Origin of the sequence: Halorubrum alkaliphilum (genome assembly GCF_017873815.1) — an archaeon.
Lineage (GTDB): Archaea > Halobacteriota > Halobacteria > Halobacteriales > Haloferacaceae > Halorubrum > Halorubrum alkaliphilum.
In genome coordinates this window covers 1-18,801 of the sequence record NZ_JAGGKQ010000015.1, presented here as the reverse complement: position 1 = coordinate 18,801, position 18,801 = coordinate 1, and the positions used below count along the sequence as shown (strand labels likewise).

Genomic DNA, 18,801 nt, shown 5'->3' with positions numbered 1-18,801 from the left:
AAAACCGTCGTGGATACGGCCGATTCCGGGCGTCTCACTGCCCCGGATCCGCCGGTAGCGGTCTAGTCGCCGCGGACGAACGTGACCGGGCAAGGGGCGTTCAACATCACTTCCTGTGCGGTCGATCCGAAGACGGCCTTCCCGGTCGGCGACCGCTTGCGGCCGCCGACGACCACGAGGTCCGCATCGATCTCGTTCGCGAGGCTCACGACCCGTTCGCCCTTCGTCTCGTCGTTCACGATCCGGCCGTATCGCTCGAAGCTCACGCCGGACTCGGTCAGCGCATCACCGAGGCGGCGGATCGTGACGTATCGTTTCGCGACGGCGTCCGGCGTCACCTCGCCGTCCGGGTCGAAGTCCAACTCCCGTTTCGCCCGCTCGTACTCCTCCGACCCGAAGACGTGAGCGAGCGCAACGGTCGCGTCCCCGGCCGTGCTCAGGTCCGTCGTCGTCCGCGCGAACGTCTCCAACCGCCCCTCGTCGCCGTCGCCGACGGCGACCAGTATCGTGTCCATGCTCATACCTCCCGTACTCGTCGTGGACGGATAAGGCTCTCGAATAGTTTACTCGAAACCGAATTATTATTCATGTCCTGTCGACCCCCGCCGTGATCGGGTAGGGACGACCGTGGGATCGTTCGCGTGACTCACGCCGGCGACCGCCGGGTATCGCTTATAAGTCGGCGACGGCCGAACGGTTCCGCATGCGCTTCGATCACGCCGGCGTCGCCACACGGGACGCCGCCGACCTCGCCGAGCTGTTCGCCGACCTGCTCGACGCGCCGGTCGCTCACGAGGAGACGTTCGACGGCATGCGCGTCGTCTTCCTCGAACTCGGCGGCGGGTACATCGAACTCTTAGAACCAACCGAGGGTGGCCCCATCGCGGACTACTTGACCCGGGACGGGCCGGGGATCCACCACGTCGCGTTCGCGACCGACGATCTGTCGGCGGCGCTCGACCGCGCTCGCGAGTGCGGCGTCGACCTCGTCGACGAGGAGCCACGGCCCGGCGCGTGGGGCCACGACGTCGCCTTCTGTCACCCGCGCTCGACCGGCGGCGTGCTCGTCGAGTTCGTGGAGCACTGATACGTGGGAGTCGTGTATCCGTTCCGGTTCGTTTATTTATAAGTGGTCGTGACGGAGTTCGCTGTTGGAGGATCGTTGATCGCTTATAAATCGTTGCTAGCGCGGTGAACACCGCCGAAGCCCCAGCCGATCACTTATAAATCGTTGCTAGCGCGGTAAGTACCGCAGAATCCCCAGGCGATTGTTTAGCTCTGTAGAAATAATATTATTCAGACATGTTCTTGTCTGAAACAGCTGGTCGATGAAGACTGCGTATTGACAGGGTCACTCCGAAAATGCGGATTCCAAGGGTGTGCGGTCGAGGCCGACAGTGTCGTAGTCTTGCTCGGTCGAAAGAACGCGCTCCTCGCCGGTTGTGACGAGTCCGGCATGAAGTGCGTCGAATGGTGTGAGCTCGTACTCATCGAGGAACGCTGCGGCGGCCAGAACCGCGTCCTCGTGTTCTTTCGGTACGATCGGAACTAGTTCGAGCAGGTTAGTGATTGCCCGCGGTGCGTCTATCTCATACTCGGCAGTCTCACGGTCGTAGAACAACACCAGCATCTCGGCATATGCAAGTATCGATGTGTGAATGTCATCGCGCTCGTCGAGGGCGCGGATTGCGGCCTCCTGAAGCCAGTCATCATTCTTTACCAACGCTGTGAGAAAGTCAGTCTCGACGTACACAGGTCACTCCTCACCGGCCTGTGACCTGGCTTCTGCTTCCTCTCGAACCTCTCGAGAGATCGCCTCACGCGCGTCTGTTTTCAGATCGGCAGTTTCCGCCTCTACGAACGCATCGCCAACGGCAGCTCGGAGCCCCGCTATCGGGTTCTCGTCGACGGGGAAGAGGGCGACATGACTCGGGAGTTCGACGATGCGATACTGGTTACCGAACCTCTCTCGAACGTCTTTTGGGAGGTAAATCCGCCCTCGTTCGTCCGTCGATTTCGACATGGTGTACTGCCTTATTGTACGGGAAGATTCAAAAACTTTCCCGTGATTCTTATAGACTTCACGTCTGCCGTCCCGTCTCTACCTGTACCGACTTTCTGTTCACCGACTGCCTGTCTCGTACTGAGCGATCCGTGAGTCCCCTGTACTGAGCGATCGAGGGTGTGAAACTATCAACCACTGAGGATTTCAACAAGGCCGATTATTTATAAATTATTGCTGGCGCGGTGACCCCTTCGAGTCCCACCCAACCGCGACCGCGACCGCAACCGCGCCTCAGGCCTCCCCAGCCTCGACCGGCGGCGACCGCGAAACCGCACCGCAGTGCGGCCGCCGCCGGTCTCCCTCGCGCCGTCGTCGCCGGCGCTACGCGCCGGCTGCCAGAGGGACCTTCGGTCCCTCGCGGTTCGCGCCCATAAAAGGGCGCGAACCGGGGCGCGCCACCGCATCTGATTCGGTTCGTCTCAGTCGGTGGATCCGTCGTCGACGGAGCCTCAGTCCTCGCCGTCGTCCTTCCCGTCCTCGCGTGCCGGGTCGTGGGTCTCGTACCAGTCGAGGATCGACTCCAGCCGGTGGATCGCGCGGTCGGGGTCGCCGATGTTGTGATGTTCTTCCGGGTAGACGACGAGTTTCGCGTCGACGCCGGTCTTCTTCGCCGCGACGTACAGCTGCTCGGACTGGCTCGGCGGACACCGCCAGTCCTCCCCGCCGGCCATGACGAGCAGCGGCGTCTCGATGGCCCCCGCGTCGAGGATCGACGAGGAGGCGTCGAACGCCTCCGGCTCCTCCCACGGGAGCCCGTACTCGTGTTCGATCCAGATGTGCGTGTCGTCGGTGCCGAACGCCGACCGCAGGTCGTAGATGCCGTGTTCCGGCGCGGCCGCCGTGAACAGGTCGGGCTCCTGGGTAACGAGGAACCCCTGTGCGATCCCGCCGTAGGAGAACCCGTGTCCGAAGACGCGATCGGGGTCGGCCCAGCCGCGGTCGACGAGCGACTCTACCCCCGCAGCGATGTCCGTCACCTCCGCGGTGCCCCACGCGCCCCGGAGCTCCTCGGCGAAGGCCCGGCCGCGCGAGGACCCGCCGCGGTAGTTCGGCCGGAAGACGACGTATCCCCGGCTGGTCAAGGCTGCGTGCGAAAACGAGAAGACGGGCTCGTCATAGGAGACCGGTCCCCCGTGGATCGCGACCACGAGGGGGTGTGACCCGTCGGCCGGATCGATGTCGGGATCGTGATACACCACGCCGTCGAGAGTCCACCCGTCGGACTCCCACGCGACCCGCTCGACCTCCGGCATCGGATACGACTCGATCAGGTCGTCGTTGACGGCGGAGACGCGCACCAGCGACGCCGGCTCGTCGGGAAACGATCCTACTCCCTCGTCCTTGGCGACCGCGACGGGGTCATAGGGGTCCGGCGACGGTGCGGGCTCGCCCGTCGCCGGATCGACATCGACGAGGTCCGCGGCGTCGATGGTGAATGCGTCGCTTCCGTCCGCCGGATGCGAGAGCACGAGTCCCACCGTCTCCCCGTCAGCGGAGACGTCGACGCCCCCGACCGCGCGCTCGTCGCCCTGCGCGTCGAACAGCCGGACGACCTCCCCGTCGGTGGTGGCCCGAACGAGTCGCGTCCGCGAGTGGTCGGCGATCGTCGTCAGCACCGCGTCGCCGACCCACGCAACGCCCCCGCCGCGGGCGACCGTCCGGTCGAGGCCGCCGGTGACCGACTCGAACGTCGCGTCCGGGTCGAGGTCGCCCCCGGCGAGCGCGTCGCCGACGAACAGCTCCGAGGGACGGGCGGCGTTCTCCGGGTATCCCGCGACGAAGCCGAGGGTCCCGTCCCCGCGCCACGTCGGGGCCGAACAGCCCAGATCGCTGCCGGTGAGCTTCGTCGCCTCGGGATCATCCGCGTCCGGGTCGATCGCGTACACGTCCTGAACGGTCGTGTCGTCCGGGTTCTTCTGTCGGTAGGACGTGAACGCGACGTACCCCTCCTCGCCCCAGTCCGGATTCAGCCCGGAGAGGTCGGCGAACGCGCCCCCGCCGTAGGCGTCGTCGAGGCGGCGCTCCTCGCCCGTCTCGACGTCGACGACGAACAGGTACGTCCGCACCTCGTCGGTCCACCCGACCCCGTTGATCTTGTGCTGGAGCCGAGTTGTCTCGACCGGTCCCCCCTCGGTCCGTGATTCGCGGTACTCGCGCTGCTCGTCGGTCGGATCGTCGGCGGCGACGACGAGTTGGTCGCCCTCCGGCGACCAGTCGAACGCCGAGACCCCGTCCTCGCGGTCGGTGACCTGCCGCGCGTCGCCGCCTAGCGCGAGGTCGAACAGCCAGACCTGCGGGGACGGGTCGTCGCCGCCGGGCTCAGAGCTCTCGTCGGCTTCGTCGTCGCCGCCGTTCGCGTCCTCGTCGTCGCCGACGTCCGACTCCTCGTCGCCTTCCTCGGGTTCGTCCTCGTCGATCCCTCCGTCGTCCTCGTCGGAGCTCTCTGCGTCGTCCCGCCCGACACGCCGCGCTGGGTCCTCCTCGCGGGCGGCGATGAAGGCGAGTCGGTCGCCGTCGGGCCCCCACGACGGGCTCCCCGCGCCGGCGACCCGCGTCAGCCGGTGGGGCTCCCGCGAGCCGTCGGCCGGGGCGACGAACAACGATCCGACCGACTCATCATCGGTCTCGTCGTACTCGGTGGTCGTGAACGCGACGCGGTCGCCCGCGGGCGAGACGGCAGTCTCGCCGATCTGTGTGAGATCGTAGTACGCCTCCAAGGGGAGCTCCGACATGTCCTCACCGAACGCCGGGCGTCGCAAATACGTTCGGGAGCCGGAAGTCGACGGTGAACCCCGAAGACCGCGGAGAGCGCTACTCGTCGCTCCCGGTCGCCTCACTCTCGGCTCCGTCGGCTCCGTCCACGGCGACCCCATCGGCGAGGGCGGCCGCGATCCCCGTGTAGCCGGCCGGGGTCAGCGCGCGGAGCTCCTCCCGGACGGCGGGGTCGATGTCGAGATCGTCGAACAGCGCCCGAAAGTCTTCCAGGGTAACTCGCGAGCCACGAGAGAGCTCCTTGACGCGCTCGTACGCCGCCGTGTCTCCCTCACGGCGGAGGATCGTCTGGACCGCTTCGCCGATGATCTCGGGGGTCGCCTCCAACTCCTCGCGCATCACGACCTCGTTCGGAACGACCGTCGAGAGCCCGTCAGTCGTCTTCGAGTAGCCGATCAGACAGTGAGCGAACGCGGCTCCGACGTTCCGCTTCACGGTCGAGTCCGAGAGGTCACGCTGGAGCCGCGAGGTCGTGACGTAGTCCGCGAGGAAGGTGAGATCGCTGTTCGCCTTCGAGAGGTTCCCCTCGCTGTTCTCGAAGTCGATCGGGTTCACCTTGTGCGGCATCGTCGACGACCCCGTCTCGCCCTCGACCGCCCGCTGACCGAGATAGCGGTCCGAGACGTAGAGCCACGCGTCGACGTCCAGATCGAGGAGCACGTTGTTGACGCCTCGAAGCGCGTCGAACAGCGCGGCCAGATCGTCACAGGGGTTTACCTGCGTCGCGAGCGGCTGGTGGTCGAGACCGAGCCCCTCCACGACCGACCGGGAAACGCCCTCCCAGTCGACCTCGGGATAGGCGGCGACGTGAGCCGCGTACGTCCCCGACGCGCCCGCGAGCTTCCCGGAGAGATCGTCAGTCGCGGCCTCGACGCGGCCGAGCGCCCGGCCGAGTCGGGCGGCGTACACGGCCATTTCCTTCCCGAACGTCGTCGGCGTCGCTGGCTGGCCGTGGGTCCGCGCGAGCATCGGTGTGTCGCGATGCTCGTGGGCCAGCTCGACGAGCGCGTCCCGCACTTCCCGGACCGCGGGGACGAGAACCTCGCTGACCGCGGGGACAATCAGTAGACGCTGTGCGAGATTGTTGACGTCCTCGCTCGTGAGCCCGAAGTGGATCCACGGGAACAGCATCTCCGCGTCGTCGATGGGGGCGATCGGGTCCGCGCCGCCTCCGCCGTCCGCGCCGCCCGCATCGTCGTCCGCGCTGCCCTCGCCGCCCTCTGAACCCTCCGCGATCTCCGTCAGTCGAACGCGCAGGAAGTATTCGACCGCCTTCACGTCGTGGTTCGTCGCCGCGTAGCCGGCCGCTCCCTCGGTCTCCAGTCGTTTTATTAGCCGAGCGTCATCACCCGAAAAGGACCCGTAGAGGTCGCGGAGAGCGGCGACCGCGTGGGTGTCGAGATCGATCGGGGTCGCCTCCAGCGCGGCGAGTTGGATCAGATACTCCACCTCGACGCGGGTCCGGGCCCGCATGAGCGCGGCCTCGCTCGCGTACGGCGAGAGCGACGCGGTTCGGCCGGCGTATCGGCCGTCGATCGGCGATACCGCCGCGAGCGGATCGTCGCGGGAGAGCCCGGGGATTGTCCCCCCGTCTGCCGGCTCGGCGTCGGTTGGATCTGCGGCGTCGGTCATGCTCGCGACTGCCCCCGGAGCGCGCAAAAGCGTGTCGATGACCTGCCCGCCACGACACACGGTAGTGTATACTGGTTCGCGGAGAGCGGTCCTTGGACGGAGTATGTAACCACGATCGTGGATATCCTGTCGGAACCGACCGTAATCGATATACGCGATCGGTCGGTCGGATCGACCATGAAGATCGCCGGACTCGCCAGCAATCGCGGACGCAACCTCCGACACATCGCCGACGTCGCGCCGGGGGGCGCGGAGCCGTCGGTCGTTCTGACGAACCGTGAGGGCGCGCCGGTCATCGAGGCCGCCGCGGAGCGCCGGATCCCGACCGAGGTCGTGGTCCGCGAGGACGACGAGTCCCGCGAGAGCCACGAGAAGCGGATCCTCGACCGACTCGCCGCCTACGACTTCGATCTCGTCTGTCTCGACGGCTACATGCGCGTGCTCACGGACGAGTTCCTCGACGCCGCGCCGACGACGCTGAACGTCCACCCCTCGCTGCTGCCGGCGTTCCCGGGCACCGACGCTCACGAGCAGGTGCTCGATGCGGGCGTGCGGACCACCGGCTGTACCGTCCACGTCGTCACGGAGGCGGTCGACGACGGGCCGATCGTCACCCAAGAGCCCGTTCCGGTCTACGAGGACGACGACGAGGACACGCTCAAACGGCGCGTGTTACAGGAGGCGGAGTTCACCGCGTACCCCCGGGCGGTCCGCTGGTTCGCGGAGGGATCGGTCGACGTCGAGGCGGACGCCGACGGAACCCCGGTGTCGGTCGCGGTCGACGGCGACACCGGAGGGTCGTTCCCGGCGCGACGGTTCGCCTCGGAGGACCGGGCCGCATCCCTCCGGTACGGCGAGAACCCGCATCAGGACGCCGCGCTGTACGCCGACCCCGCCTGCGAGGAGGCTAGCGTCGTCGGTGCGGACGCGCTGAATCCCGGCTCGAAGGGGATGGGCTACAACAACTACAACGACGCGGACGCCGCCCTCGGGCTCGTCAAGGAGTTCGACGCGCCCGCGGCCGCCGTGATCAAACACACCAATCCCGCGGGCTGTGCGACCGCGGACACGCTCGCCGGCGCGTACGACCGCGCGCTCCGGACCGACGCGAAGTCGGCGTTCGGCGGGATCGTGGCCCTAAACCGTCAGTGTGACGCCGACACCGCGGAGGCCATCGTGGAGTCGTTCAAGGAGGTTGTCGTCGCGCCCGGCTACACGGAGAGTGCGCTCGACGTGCTTCGCGAGAAGAAGAACCTCCGCGTGCTCGACGTCGGGCCGCTCGGCGCGGGCGACGAGCGCTTCTCCGAGCGGTTCGTCGAGAAGTCGATCGTCGGCGGACGGCTCGTGCAGGAGCGGGACCTCCAGTCGCCGAGCGTCGACGATCTCGAGATCGTCACCGAGCGCGACCCGACCGATGAGCAGTTGGAGACGATGATCTTCGCGTGGAAGACGCTCAAACACGTGAAATCCAACGGCATCCTCTTCGCGACCGGCACCGAGACGGTCGGGGTCGGGATGGGGCAGGTGTCCCGCGTCGACGCCGTGACGCTCGCAGCGATGAAAGCCGAAAAGGACGCCGAGGGCAAGTCTGCCGCGGGAGCGGTGATGGCCTCCGACGCGTTCTTCCCGTTCCCGGACGCCGTGGAGGAGGCCGCGGCGGCCGGCATCGAAGCCGTGATCCAGCCGGGCGGCTCCGTCAACGACGAGGACGTGATCGAGGCCGCGAACGACCACGACATGGCGATGGCCTTCACCGGATCGCGCTGCTTCCGCCACGACTGAGCGATCGACGGATCACGAGGCCATCACCGAGGTCGGCTTCGGACCTTTTAAGCCCGCGACGGACGCTTCACAGGACAATGAGCGAGGGAGACGACCAGGACCTCGGGATCACCGAGTCCAAATCACACAACACCGGCGAGTGGTACGCCGAAGTCGTGCGGAAGGCGGGGTTGGCCGACTACGGCCCCGAAGGGATGAGCGGCTTCATCGTCACGCGTCCGCGAGCGTACGCCATCTGGGAGCGCCTCCAAGGGTTTCTCGACGCGAAGTTCAAGCAGACTGGCGTCCAGAACGCCTACTTTCCGCTTTTCATTCCCGAGTCGTATCTCGAACGGGAAAAAGAGATAGTCGAGGGGTTCGATCCAGAGGTCGCGTGGGTGACCGAGGCGGGAACGAAGGAGTTGGAGGAGCGACTCGCGGTCCGACCGACCTCCGAGTCGATCATCACCCCGTACATAAGCCAGTGGGTGCGGAGCCACCGCGACCTCCCGTTGCGCGTGAACCAGTGGTGTTCGGTCGTTCGATGGGAGGCGACGGAGACGAAGCCGTTCTTCCGCACGAAGGAGTTCCTCTGGCAGGAGGGTCACACCGCTCACGCGAAAAGCGAGGACGCGTGGGAGGAGACGATGACGCGACTCGACCAGTACGAGTCGGTGTACGAGGACTTCTTGGCGCTCCCGGTTTTAAAAGGACAGAAGCCGGACCACGACACGTTCCCGGGCGCGGACACGACGACGACCGTCGAGGCGCTGATGCCCGACGGGAAGTCGGTTCAGGCCGGCACCTCCCACCACCTCGGGCAGTCGTTCGCGGAGGCGTTCGACATCACCTTCTCCGACGAGGACGAGGAGGAGCGCGTCGCCCACACCACCTCGTGGGGGCTCTCGTGGCGCGCGCTCGGCGCGTTGATCATGACCCACTCCGACGAGCAGGGACTCGTCCTGCCGCCGACCGTCGCGCCGACGCAGGTCGTTATCGTCCCCATCTGGCAGGAGGACACCAAAGACGACGTGCTCGACTACGCCGAGGGCATCGCCGACGATCTCGAAGCGGCCGGGGTCCGCGTCGAACTCGACGACCGCGACGAGCGGAATCCCGGATTCAAGTTCAACGAACACGAGCTCAACGGCGTCCCGCTCCGGATCGAGATCGGCCCCTACGAGGTCGACGACGCCGAACTGACGCTGAACCACCGGCCGGACGGCGAAGAGCGCGTCGTGGACCGCGAGAACGCGGCCGACACGATCCGTGATCACCTTGATGAGGTGTATGCTAAGCTGTACGCGGCCGCCGAGGAGACGCTCGACGGCGAGGTCCGTGAAGCGGACGACCGCGCGGAGATCCTCGGCACGCTCGGCCAGCACGGCGGCTACGTGACGAGTCCGTGGTGTGGTGACGAGGCATGCGAGGAGCCGATCAAGGAACCGATGGCCGCGGAGATCGTAATGGTCCCCTTCGAGGACGACGATCCGCTCGTGGGGAGCGACGGCGACGAGACGTGTGCGATCTGCGGTGACGACGCCGAGCGGACGGCGTACTTCGCGAAGTCCTACTGACTCACGCGGGGAGCGGGACTCGCCGCGCGGGCGATCCCGGACGACACCTGCCCCGGTTTATAGGTCGCGGGAGCGACCCAAATGGAGCAGTTCTCCGCCGCAGTCACAGCGTCCCGACTCCTCGGACCGCGCGCCGCATTCGAAACACTCGTACAGTTCTTCGCCGGATGTCGTGTAATTCGGTCTCATGATACCGTGTATCATGGCCATCCACATATCTGTCGTCCTAATACACGTAGTATTGTTTAATCGATCTCCGATCCCCGGTGGACGAACGATCGGATCCGGGCGATACGATCGCTCGGGGACGAATCGGTCTCGTGAGGACGAATCGGTTTCGTGAGGACGAATCGGTTTCGTGAGGACGAATCGGTTTCGTGAGGACGAATCGGTCTCGGGGGCGGTTCCGTCGACGTCGGCCTCGGCGGAGGGCCGTCCGGCACTCAGATGCCGAACGTCGCACGTAGCATGTCACGCGTTCCCGGACCGAGTCCGACGGCTAACACAGTGATCAACAACAAGAGCGTGTACCGCGGCGACTCCTCGAACAGTTCGCCGTTGAACACCCACACGACGAACGTGGCCGCGGCGAGTTTCACGAGCAGGAAGGGCCACGCGTCCTTGGTGACGACGACGATGGCTTCGGGAAGCAGCCGTCCGGTCCAGTTCACGATCAGCTCGTTCACCACGTGTTTGGGGACGAGATTCGCGGTCCCGGTCAGCTCCGGCATCCAGTTGAGCCCGATGACGTTCGCGACCCCGTCGACCGCGTGTCCCCAGATGATTACGAAGCCGGCGAACCCAGTCGACTGGTTGATCGAGGGCTTCCACCCTCCGATCACCTTCCACGTCCCGGCCGTCGCGGCGGTCGCGAGGACGAGCGTCAGGACGAGCACCTGCGGATACATGGTCACGTAGTCGGTGGCAACCGAGAGATAGCCGAGATACCCGACGGTCGCGACGAGAGCACCCGTACCCATCCCGAACAGCGGGCGGGCGTAGTCTTCGGTCAGTCCGCGTTCAGCGAGCGCGTACGCGGCGAGCACACAGCCGAGCGTCACCCCGAAGACGACGAAGTAGATGAACGGACTGATGATCAGCGCGCTCCACGGGAACGCGATCAGCGGCTCGGCTCCGTTGCGCAGGGCTGCGATCCCCGCGTCTTCGACGGTACGGAGGGCTCCGCCGAACAGCATGAACGGGAACAGCGCGTAGAAGAACCGGTACTCGTCGCCGATCTCCAGCCGGCGGAGCAGGAAGACGACACCGATCAGCATCGCCAACAGGATGAACACGTAGCTCACCGTCGAAACGGTGGTGTATCCCGGCTCCGCGACGACCCGGCCGGCGGCGATCGCCTCCGCGCAGGCCGCGTTGCTCGTCAGGAGCTCGGTCCCGCCGCTCTCGGGCCGCACGGCACACTGTGCGCCCTGCCCGTCCGCCGCGACGGGTCCCCAGAAGTACCGCCAGAGGAACCGATCGTACACCTCCCGTGGAAAGACGAGCGAGCCGACGACGAGGAGCCCGGTGACGAGCGTGACCGCCGCGGCCCAGGCCCGTTCCGGCGAGAGCCCGAGCCGCTCCGCAACCCATGAACTCATATCAAGGGTTCGGGCGCTTCCCGAGTTGAGCGTTCCGGTCCCGGGCGCGCGGACTACGCCTCCGTCCCGGCTCAGATCGTTTTCCGTCCCGGCTCAGATCGTTTTCCGTCCCGGCTCAGACCGTCCCGACCCCGCCTGTCTCGCCCGCGGACCGTCTCAGATCGGCGGCCCGTCCGCCTCGTAGTCGGTCCCGAGGACGATCATCGTCTGTGACCGCGAGAACCCGTCCATGTCGGCGATCCCCTCAAACATGAGCTCTCGAAGGCTATCGGTGTCCTCGGCGACCACCCGGAGGATCACGTCCCACTCGCCGGTCGTCAGGTGGATCGCCCGAACGCCCTCGATCTCTCTGAGGCGTCCGAGCGCGTCCTCCTCGCGGCCCTGCTCGACTCGGAGCCCCACGAGCGCACGGACGCCGTAGCCGACCGCTTTGGGGTCGACCGTGGCGTGATACCCCTCAATGACTCCGGCCTCCTCCATCCGACCGACCCGATCGTGGACGGTCGCACTGGACATATCGATTCGCCTCGCGATCTCCGAAAACGGGGTTCTCGCGTCCGCTTGGAGCATTCGAAGGATCTCCCGATCCGTGTCATCGAGTTTCATAATGGATGGTGGTCGCCGCCGGTCTTTGCGTTTGTGCTACGAACACCGGTCGAGCCGGGTCCCCGGCCGACCTGATCGGAACTCGAAGATTTAAGTATCTGCCAACCAACGCCGGAACGATGCCCTCCAGACGCCCTCTGATGAGACGTGTGCTTGCGCTCGCCACCGGCGGAACGGCTCTCGGATCGACGCTCGGGACCGCGACCGCTGCGGACGATCGAACGACGAGCAGCGACCGACGATCCACGGGTTCGCGGTCGTCGGCTGACCGCTCTCTGAAACACACGCCATACGACGCGAGCATCGTCGCGGACGGTGACACCGTGATCACTGCGACCGTGGATCCGTCCGTCGTCTCCACGACCGGACTCCCGGTCCCGTGGGCGGACCGCCTCCTCGACGCTCAGCGGCGTGCCGACGGGGTCTCGATCTCGGATGTCACGCGATTGACCGGCAGCGCGGTGATCGACGAGGAGACCGTCGAAGGGGGCGCGGTCGCCCGTGGATCCTTCGACACGGACGCGGTCGTCACGGCAGTCACGGAGCGTGTCGGTCCCGTCCGTGAACACGCGGACGGGTCGCTGCGACGCGTTGTCGGGGTCGATGACCCGTTCGCCCTCGCAGTCGACGACTCCGAGGTCGTGGTCGGATACGGCCCCGACGCGGATCGCGCCGTCGAACACGTCGACGCGGCGCTCGAACGGGGGACACGCCACGAGGAGGCCTCCGCGAACTACGGCTCGCTACCGTCCGGTCTCGAGGGCGACGCCGTCGTCTACGCCGACCTCGGTCGTTCGGGTCGCGAGCGCGTGCGCCCGGTGCTCGCGGACGCTCCGGACGCGCTCTCGACGGCGGTGTCCGCCGCCGGTGCCGTCGGCATCGCGCTTCGTGCCCGGCAGAACGCGCCGGCGAGACTCCGCTACGGAGCCGTCGCCGACCCGAAACGCCTCACGCGTGACCGCGTCGAGCGGCTCGCGGCCGAGGCGGAACGGGGTGCGGACTCGCTCGACGAGACGACGATAACGCGCCGAGGCCGAACCGTCGTCGTCGACGCGGTCGCGGACGACGACTCCCTCCTCGCCGCGCATGCCGACCTCGTCGGCGAGTCGGTCGACGCGACCCGCGACGTCGACGTCGCCTGAGGGGGCCGCCGCGTCGCCCGAAGGGCCGACCGTCGCTCGGGAGGGACCGTGCGGGGTCCGAACGCCCGCGGTAGCCACGCGTATCCGATATTTTTCTCTATTTGGATATAATGATTTAAGTAACCGCACTCTCCTGATAAGATCGCATGCCAATCGGCCCCGTAACGAACGTGAGCAGGCGGCAGGTCCTCGTGGTCGTCGCGGTCCTCGCCGTTGCCGCCGGTGCCCTCCTCGCACCGCAGGTGTACAGCACGGTAACCGACTCCGACGGAACGGTCGCGGTCGTGGAGATCGACGGTACGATCTCCACGCCGATGGCTCAGGACGTCGAGGACCAACTTCGGGACGCGCGAGCGAACGACAGCGTCGACGCGGTCGTCCTCGAGGTCGAGAGCGGCGGTGGCCTTCCCGCACAGAGCGAGCGGATGTACGCCGCCGTCGACCGAACCGCCGACGAGATGCCGGTGATCGCCGCGGTGGACACTCTCGGCGCGTCCGGCGCGTACCTCGCGATCGCGCCCGCCGACGAGATATACGTCGCTCCGTCCGCACAGGCGGTCGGAAGCGTCGGCGTCGCCGGCACCGCGCCGGCACCGAGCGGGCCGAACGAGGGAACCTCCGGCCCCGACAAGAGCGCCGCGAGTCCTTCGGAGCAGCGCGAGCGACAACAGGTGCTCGCGAACCTCTTCATCGAGAACGTGATCGAGCAGCGTGGCGACGAGATCGACCTCGACCGTGAGGAGATCGCCCACGCCGACGCCTATCTCGGCACGCAGGCGGTGGACAACGGCTTCGCCGACGAGTTCGGGTTCGTCGACGACGCGATCGACGACGCCGCCCGCGAGGCCGGCCTCGGATCGTACGAGATCGAAACGCACCGGAGTGGGACGCCGGGCGGGCTGGATATACCCCTCATCGAGAACGCCGACGGCGAGATCGTCGTCGCGGACGACACTGAGGCGCTGAACGCCGGACTGATCCTCGCGGTCGCACCGCAGGTATGGGACGAGACCGTCGGCGAGGACGTCGAGATCCGGAGCTACTCCGGGGACCACCCGGTCGACGGCGAGGACACCGGAGGTGATGACGAATGAGTACGCTGCGAACCGCGATCGGCGTGTTCGCGCTGGTGTTCGCCGTGACGCTCGGCGTCGTCGCGGTCGGCGGCGTCGTCCTCGACGACGGGACGCCCTCGAACGCCGAGATCGAGACGGACCACTGGGAACTGGACGAGGTCGCCGCGGAGTCCGCCGAGAGCAGTGGCGAGATCGACATGGAGAGCGCCGAGCTGGGGAACACGGTCGTGATCCACGTCGGCGTCGCGGCGGCAGGCGGCGGCGAGCCGCTCGCGATCCCGATCGACGGGGAGCGTGACCCCACTGAGGCGTCCGTCGGGACGATCGGCGGTGCGGAGCGTGACGTCGGACCGCTGGCCTCGACGCTCGTGGCGAACGGCCACGACGTGGTCTTCTATCAGGACGAGTTCGCGGACGGCCCGCTGCCACAAGTGCTGGCCGATGCCGACGCGTTCCTGACGACGAACCCGGCCGCGCTCGGGCCCGCCGAGGCCGACGCAGTCGAGGAGTTCATCGAAGCCGACGGCCGGACGGTGGTCGCGGCCGATCCCGGTAGCGCCGGGGCGACGACCGAACTGCTCGGGCCGCTCGGAGCGTACGCCTCTCCGGGCTACGTGTACGACATGGGGAACAACGATGCCAACTATCTCAGTCCGTTCGTGACGCCCGCGGCGGATACGGAGCTGACCGACGGCGTCGAACGAGCCGTCTTCCGCGGGATCGCACCCGTGGGGGTCACGGACAGACAGGGCGACGCCGTCTTCGAGACGGGAGAGGGCGCACGGCTCTCGACGACGCGGGAGGCGGGCACGTATGACGCCGCGGTGACGGCCGGCGAGCTCGCACTGATCGGTGATTCGAGCTTCCTCGCGCCGGAGAACGCGTACCGCGCCGACAACGACGTCCTGATCGGCAACGTCGCGGACTTCCTCGTGACCGGCGAGGAGCCGGACGTGGACCCGACTCCGCCGGGTGGCGAGCCGATCCCGCCGGGTGGCGAACCGATCCCGCCGGGTGGTGAACCGATCCCGCCCGAGGACGGCGACGAGGAGGAGCTTCCCGATGAGGAGCCGGACGACGAACCGCCTGCGGAGGACGGTGACGACGTCGACGATAGCGAAACCACTGCCGACGAGTAGCCGAACCGATACCCGGCCCTTCGCCTTCGGTTTTTACCTCCCCTTCTGATTCCTTCTCTGTTCGTGTGACAGCCGAGAACCGCACCGAAGTCGCCGATAGCACAAGGGTATTATCGGCGACCGATCAACTACCGAGTAGTCGAATCGAGGCACGTCCCAATGCTTGAACCCGGACGATACGGTAGCCGATGAGGAACCCGACCACGGCAGTGACGGACGGGTTGGGCGTGAACCCGCAGGTGCTGGCGTTGGCGCTCGCTCGAATGTCCGAGTCCGTCGGGAACTCGTTTCTCATCGTCGTCTTGCCGCTGTTCATCGCGTCTGATCTCGTCGGCGGTGGAACGTTCGGACTCACGGAGGTGTTCATTACCGGGTTCATTCTCTCCGTGTTCGGCTTCGTCAACAGCCCGCTTCAGCCGTTCACCGGGCGACTCTCGGATCGAACCGCCCGCCGAAAGGTGTTCGTGCTGTTCGGGTTGGCGCTTATCGCGGTCGCCGGCGTCGGCTACGCGTTCGCCACGACGTACTGGCAGCTCGTCGGCCTACGCGTGTTACAGGGGATCGCCGGCGCGTTTATTATCCCGACTACCGTCGCGCTCGTCAACGACCTTGCCACCGACGAGAACCGCGGCGGAAACATGGGAACGTACAACACGTTTCGGCTGGTTGGATTCGGAGTCGGTCCGATCGCCGCTGGCGGCGTCGTTGCCGCCGGGCCCTTCTCGTTCTCGGTCGGGGCGACGACCCTCTCGATCACCGGCTTCGACGCCGCGTTTTATTTCGCCGCCAGCACCGCGGTGCTCGCGTTCCTGCTCGTAGCGACGCTCATTCGGGATCCCGATATCGAGCCGACGGAGAGCGAGGAGTCGTTCCTCGACTCGCTCGCGATCCGCGATCCGACGGGCACACAGCTGCTCGACCCGGTGTTTGCCCTCGCCGTCGTGTCGTTTTTTATGGCGCTCGGAATCGCGGTCTTCGCCACGCTCGGCGACATCGTGAACGCCGAACTCGATCAGGGCCCCGATATGTTCGGACTACAGTTTGCCGCGTTCGTGCTCGCACAGATCTTTCTACAGGCACCGATCGGGCGCGCAACCGATTTTTATGGCCGAAAAGTGTTCATTCTCCTCGGAACGGTTCTTCTCGTACCGACGACGCTCGCACAGGGACTGATACCGGACTACTCGCTCGCGTTCGGGTTGATCTCGGACTCGTGGGTCATGTTCGTTGCTCGGTTCTTCCAGGGCGTCGGTGGTGCGATGGTGTTCGCACCGGCGCTGGCGCTCGCCGGCGATATCGCAAAGGAGGGAGAGTCCGGCACCACGCTCTCCGTTCTCACGATGGCGTTCGGCTTCGGAGTCGCCGCCGGACCGCTGCTTTCTGGATGGCTCGTCGCGTGGGGATTCGTCGTTCCCTTTGCGCTCGCGGCCGGACTCGCCGCGGTCGGCGTCGTCGTCGTTATCACCCAGGTCACCGAGGTAAACGCGCCGCGACGACCGATCCCGTTGGTCGGCTACGTGACCTGATCCGACTGCTCGTCGACGACATCACTCGTCGGTTCCGAACTCGCCCTCGCGGATCGCGGCCTCGGCCGCCGAAAGCGCCGCCTCGGGGTCAAACGAGTCGACGATGGAGCGCAACTCCGCTGGCGACGCGTTCGCGAGGTCGCGGGCGTGTGCCGTGACGCTCGGAACTGCGCGGATCACGTTGTCGATGATCGGGATCGCCGCGGCCCTCGGCGACCGGCTTCCGGGGTTGAGATCGATCACGATCTCTGTCTTGCCGGCCGCCGCGAGTGCCTCCGCGCGGTCGCCGTCCTCCAAGGGAACGACCACGACATCGGCCGCGCCGATCCCGTCAGCATCGACGATGCCGCGGGCGTGGTCTAGCCCGGGGATCTCGCCGTCGCCGGTCAACCCCTTCACCGACTCCGCGCCGTGTTCACGAAGGTGGTCGGCGATCGCCTTCATTCGTTCCTCAGTTCGGTTGAACAGGTTGACTTCGAGGTCGGCGTCGACCGCCTCCGCGAGTGCGACAGTTTCCTCGGGCACGAGCGCCGCCACGTTTCCGTTTACGGAGATAACGGGGTGGTCGGCGAGCAGGAGGCGTGCGGCCGCGGCTCGTTCGGCGGCGTCCGCGCTCGGGAGGGTCCGCTCGCCGAGCAGGTAGTCGAACGCCTCGCCGCGGCCCTGTGCGATGAGCCCCTGTCGGGAGGTGATCCCCGCGTCGACGCCCGCCTCGATCCGGTGGCGAGTGACGAGCGAGGCGTATCTGGGATGGTCCTCCGGAACGTCCGTCTCCGTCATACTCGAAGCACGGAACGCGGCGAGTAAAGTGCCGCGTTGTCCGGCGACCGAGGGGGGCCACCGAACCTGTAAGCGACCAATAACTAAGTCATGGGAGTGCGTAGACCAAGTCGTAATGAACCGGACCGGCAAATACACGGTCGTCAAATCGTGTAACGACCACGGGGCGGTAACGCTGCGGGACCACCCGCGGAACGGGACGTTCCACGTCGTCGAGTACGGCGACAGCGACGCCGAGGAGGCACTGGCCGACCTCGATGCCGGTTCCGTCGTCCAACTCGAACTCGAACGGACCGGACGACGAGGGAACGCGTGGCGTGTCGCCGCCGCGGAAACCGTCGAGAGCGGATAAAACTGATCACCTGTCGTCGCGGATCCGTTTCCGTGGTTCTCCTGACTGCCGGGGATTGTGATCGATTCCGGGAGTGGGTGTCTCACATCGGTGGTGGCAGGATCGTATTTAAACGGACTGTAAGCGACAGCGACGATCGTTTATAAACGGACGATACTGTGGCGCGCCCCGGTTCGCGCCCTTGAAAGGGCGCGAACCGACGGCGCGAGGTCGCCGGCGCTCCGCGCCGGCTGCCAGAGAATCTTCGATTCTCGCTGGAGCCCGGAACGGCGCTTGCGAGCGCCGTTCCGGCGAGGCTGGGGAGGCGTGAGGTGCGGTTGCTGTGCGGTGCGGGGTGGGACTCAAAGGGGCAGTCGCCGGACTACGTCCGGCTGCCCGAGGCGCGGAGCGCCTCGCTGCCGTGCGGGCGGCGTAGGCGTTCACGAGAGCAGAGCTCTCGTGAGCCAATCAGAACGCGTAGCGTTCTGATGACGATGTAAGCACCGCAACGAGGGAGCCTGCGACCGAGTGAGGAGCGCAGCGAGCGTACGCCGCCCGCACGGCTGGGGCTTTGGAAGTGTTCACCGACGATCCGTACTCAACCACTTATAAACGAACAGCTGGAGGGGTAGAAGCGTTCACCACAGCATCATCTACGTATAAACAGCCGCCAGCAACTCCAATAGCTCGTTCGCTCTTGTGAAGTACATTGTTGGTGACTCAGAGAACTGCTCGGACAATGTCTTTCAATGCCTCTTGACCGGGTTTGCGAAGGATTCGTCGCCGAAGTTGG

16 protein-coding genes are annotated in these 18,801 nt (G+C 66.5%); 8 read left to right on the top strand and 8 right to left on the bottom strand.

Features of this window, described 5'->3' with window-relative positions:
- Window positions 1–62: 62 nt before the first annotated feature.
- Complete coding sequence (locus J2751_RS10130) at window positions 63–521, bottom strand: universal stress protein (RefSeq protein ID WP_209485737.1); 459 nt, start codon at window positions 519–521, stop codon at window positions 63–65.
- A 182-nt stretch (window positions 522–703) separates the two neighbouring features.
- Here J2751_RS10130 and mce point away from each other — a divergent pair, with 182 nt between their 5' ends.
- Window positions 704–1,087, top strand: a complete 384-nt coding sequence (mce, locus tag J2751_RS10125) for a methylmalonyl-CoA epimerase (protein WP_209485736.1) — start codon at window positions 704–706, stop codon at window positions 1,085–1,087.
- A gap of 264 nt (window positions 1,088–1,351) precedes the next feature.
- On the opposite strand, the gene J2751_RS10120 is transcribed toward mce, so the two are convergent.
- From J2751_RS10120 to purB, 4 genes are all read right to left on the bottom strand, one after another.
- Entirely contained in the window at window positions 1,352–1,753 is a 402-nt protein-coding gene (locus J2751_RS10120) for a PIN domain-containing protein (RefSeq protein ID WP_209485734.1), read from the bottom strand.
- 3 nt (window positions 1,754–1,756) lie between these two features.
- Window positions 1,757–2,023: an AbrB/MazE/SpoVT family DNA-binding domain-containing protein gene (locus J2751_RS10115; protein WP_209485732.1), complete on the bottom strand. Its 267-nt coding sequence runs from the start codon at window positions 2,021–2,023 to the stop codon at window positions 1,757–1,759.
- Between the two features lie 491 nt (window positions 2,024–2,514).
- Window positions 2,515–4,797: a S9 family peptidase gene (locus tag J2751_RS10110; protein WP_209485730.1), complete on the bottom strand. Its 2,283-nt coding sequence runs from the start codon at window positions 4,795–4,797 to the stop codon at window positions 2,515–2,517.
- Window positions 4,798–4,876: 79 nt separating this feature from the next.
- The gene (purB, locus tag J2751_RS10105) at window positions 4,877–6,469 is read right to left on the bottom strand and encodes an adenylosuccinate lyase (protein WP_209485728.1); all 1,593 of its coding nucleotides are present in this window, start codon (window positions 6,467–6,469) and stop codon (window positions 4,877–4,879) included.
- A gap of 177 nt (window positions 6,470–6,646) precedes the next feature.
- On the opposite strand from purB, the gene purN reads away from it, so the two are divergent.
- Window positions 6,647–8,251: a phosphoribosylglycinamide formyltransferase gene (gene purN, locus J2751_RS10100; protein ID WP_209485726.1), complete on the top strand. Its 1,605-nt coding sequence runs from the start codon at window positions 6,647–6,649 to the stop codon at window positions 8,249–8,251.
- Window positions 8,252–8,328: 77 nt separating this feature from the next.
- Window positions 8,329–9,807 (top strand): proline--tRNA ligase, encoded by a 1,479-nt coding sequence (proS, locus tag J2751_RS10095; protein WP_209485724.1) that lies wholly within the window; start codon window positions 8,329–8,331, stop codon window positions 9,805–9,807.
- 443 nt (window positions 9,808–10,250) lie between these two features.
- Here the strand turns inward: proS and J2751_RS10090 are convergent, their stop codons facing one another.
- Both J2751_RS10090 and J2751_RS10085 read right to left on the bottom strand, forming a co-directional pair.
- The gene (locus J2751_RS10090) at window positions 10,251–11,408 is read right to left on the bottom strand and encodes a DUF63 family protein (RefSeq protein WP_209485722.1); all 1,158 of its coding nucleotides are present in this window, start codon (window positions 11,406–11,408) and stop codon (window positions 10,251–10,253) included.
- A gap of 156 nt (window positions 11,409–11,564) precedes the next feature.
- The gene (locus J2751_RS10085) at window positions 11,565–12,014 is read right to left on the bottom strand and encodes an Lrp/AsnC family transcriptional regulator (protein WP_209485720.1); all 450 of its coding nucleotides are present in this window, start codon (window positions 12,012–12,014) and stop codon (window positions 11,565–11,567) included.
- A gap of 119 nt (window positions 12,015–12,133) precedes the next feature.
- Here J2751_RS10085 and J2751_RS10080 point away from each other — a divergent pair, with 119 nt between their 5' ends.
- The 4 genes from J2751_RS10080 to J2751_RS10065 all read left to right on the top strand — a co-directional run bounded on the left by J2751_RS10080 (window position 12,134) and on the right by J2751_RS10065 (window position 16,897).
- Window positions 12,134–13,156, top strand: coding sequence for a hypothetical protein (locus tag J2751_RS10080; protein WP_209485717.1), 1,023 nt, complete (start codon window positions 12,134–12,136; stop codon window positions 13,154–13,156).
- A 146-nt stretch (window positions 13,157–13,302) separates the two neighbouring features.
- Window positions 13,303–14,250 (top strand): S49 family peptidase, encoded by a 948-nt coding sequence (locus J2751_RS10075; RefSeq protein WP_209485715.1) that lies wholly within the window; start codon window positions 13,303–13,305, stop codon window positions 14,248–14,250.
- Window positions 14,247–15,371, top strand: a complete 1,125-nt coding sequence (locus J2751_RS10070; protein ID WP_245202719.1) for a hypothetical protein — start codon at window positions 14,247–14,249, stop codon at window positions 15,369–15,371. The genes J2751_RS10075 and J2751_RS10070 overlap by 4 nt, the downstream gene beginning before the upstream one ends.
- Window positions 15,372–15,559: 188 nt before the next feature.
- The gene (locus tag J2751_RS10065) at window positions 15,560–16,897 is read left to right on the top strand and encodes an MFS transporter (RefSeq protein WP_209485713.1); all 1,338 of its coding nucleotides are present in this window, start codon (window positions 15,560–15,562) and stop codon (window positions 16,895–16,897) included.
- Window positions 16,898–16,918: 21 nt separating this feature from the next.
- Here the strand turns inward: J2751_RS10065 and J2751_RS10060 are convergent, their stop codons facing one another.
- Window positions 16,919–17,677: a 4-phosphopantoate--beta-alanine ligase gene (locus J2751_RS10060; protein ID WP_209485711.1), complete on the bottom strand. Its 759-nt coding sequence runs from the start codon at window positions 17,675–17,677 to the stop codon at window positions 16,919–16,921.
- A gap of 115 nt (window positions 17,678–17,792) precedes the next feature.
- Here J2751_RS10060 and J2751_RS10055 point away from each other — a divergent pair, with 115 nt between their 5' ends.
- Complete coding sequence (locus tag J2751_RS10055; RefSeq protein WP_209485709.1) at window positions 17,793–18,029, top strand: hypothetical protein; 237 nt, start codon at window positions 17,793–17,795, stop codon at window positions 18,027–18,029.
- The last annotated feature ends 772 nt before the right edge of the window (window positions 18,030–18,801 follow it).